General features: G+C 56.7%; 1 protein-coding gene and 1 pseudogene. Both read right to left on the bottom strand.

Annotation, left to right across the window (positions count from 1 at the left end):
- Positions 1-92: 92 nt before the first annotated feature.
- Positions 93-788 carry a KdgM family porin OmpK26 gene (gene ompK26, locus HMPREF9538_RS06425; RefSeq protein ID WP_004143995.1) on the bottom strand — a complete coding sequence of 232 codons (696 nt, stop codon included), beginning with the start codon at positions 786-788 and terminating at the stop codon, positions 93-95.
- Positions 789-1,036: 248 nt separating this feature from the next.
- Positions 1,037-1,524, bottom strand: a pseudogene (locus HMPREF9538_RS06430) (acetyl-CoA C-acyltransferase); the annotation flags it as partial.

Here is a 1,524-nt window from a genome sequence, read left to right as displayed (position 1 = left end):
GGGGGGTTTTTTTTTGTCCCTTCTCTTCCCCCCAAAAAAAACCCCCGGCTGACGGCGCCGGGGAAAACAAACGATGAGGGATGAATGGTCGGTCAGAACGAGTAAGCCACCCCAACGCGGAAGCGGGTCTGACGATCGCTGCGGTCATTGACCCCGACGTTGCCAATTTCGCCATACGGCGACCAGTTATTATCCAGCTTATAGGCCACCTTCACGTTATATTCCTGCGAGTAGGGTTTATTGTCGTTGCGGCTGACCCCTTCCGAGCTGCGGGCATAGACATAGTTCAGCTCTGTACGCCAGTCGCCGAGGACAAATCCGGCCCACGCGTCGCCGCGGTTAACTTTGTCATCATCTTTGCCGGCGTTGTTCGGATAGCGGGTGTATTCATAGCGATAGCGAGCGGCGACATAGAAGCCGTTGTCGAAGCTGTACTGCGCGTGCAGGTGCGGCTTGTAGATGGAGCGGCTGTCGTTGCTCTCAATGGTAAACCCGGGGGTGAGGAACAAGTTCGACGTTGCTTTCCAGCGCCAGCTGATGGTGTCTTCATGACCATTGCCCACCACGTCCGAATAGGGTTGCGAACCGTTGTCGCCACCCGAACGCCATTTGGCCTCGACGGTAAAGCCTAAGCCGTTGGCAAAGCGGTGAGAAACGGAGACGCGGTCAGCATTACTTTTATCACTCTTTCCGCCATCAATAAATTCATGACGTAAATCTATCGTTACCGCGGTTGCCGCAAAAGACATACCGCAGAGGGCGGCGAGAACCAGAGATCGTTTTAACATAGGGTACCCTTACAATAAATAAAATGACATTTCGTTTTTATGAAACATCATTTTATTTTTTAGACACCATAGTTTTAGTGACCAGGATCGTAGTTATTTGTTTCAAAAAAGGTGGCACAACAAGACGTGACGAAGCTCAATAATTTCGCCGGGGAGAGTGAAAGAGGGAGGGGAAAAATAAGGGTTCGGCAAAGCACGGCGCATAAAAAAGGCCTCCCGCAGGAGGCCATGGAAATCGAGGTATAGCGCTATGCGCGTTCTACCGCCAGCGCCACGCCCTGACCGCCGCCAATGCACAGCGTCGCCAGACCTTTGCGGGCATCGCGCTTGATCATTTCATGCACCAGCGACACCAGAATCCGGCAGCCGGAGGCGCCGATGGGGTGGCCGAGGGCGATCGCGCCGCCGTTGACGTTGACCCGGCGCTCATCCCACTCCAGTACCCGGCCAACCGAGATCGCCTGAGCGGCAAAGGCCTCATTGGCTTCGATCAGATCGACGTCGTCCAGCCGCCAGCCGGCCCGCTCCAGACAGCGACGGGTGGCATGCACCGGGGCAATGCCCATCAGCGCCGGATCGACGCCGACGCTGGCGAAGGCGCGGATCCGCGCAAGGATCGGCAGCCCCAGCTCCAGCGCTTTAGCCTCGCTCATCATCATTACCGCCGCCGCGCCGTCATTGATGCTTGAGGCGTTGCCGGCGGTTTCCGATCCAAGGCGATCGAAGGGGGGCTGCA

This window comes from Klebsiella sp. MS 92-3 (genome assembly GCF_000195655.1).
In the GTDB taxonomy this organism is placed as follows: Bacteria; Pseudomonadota; Gammaproteobacteria; order Enterobacterales; family Enterobacteriaceae; genus Klebsiella; species Klebsiella pneumoniae.
This window is presented reverse-complemented; position numbering and strand designations above follow the sequence as displayed.

What these genes read in the sequence shown, in the direction of transcription:
- ompK26 (WP_004143995.1), bottom strand. Translation starts at nt 788, where the DNA reads ATGTTAAAACGATCTCTGGTTCTCGCCGCCCTCTGCGGTATGTCTTTT.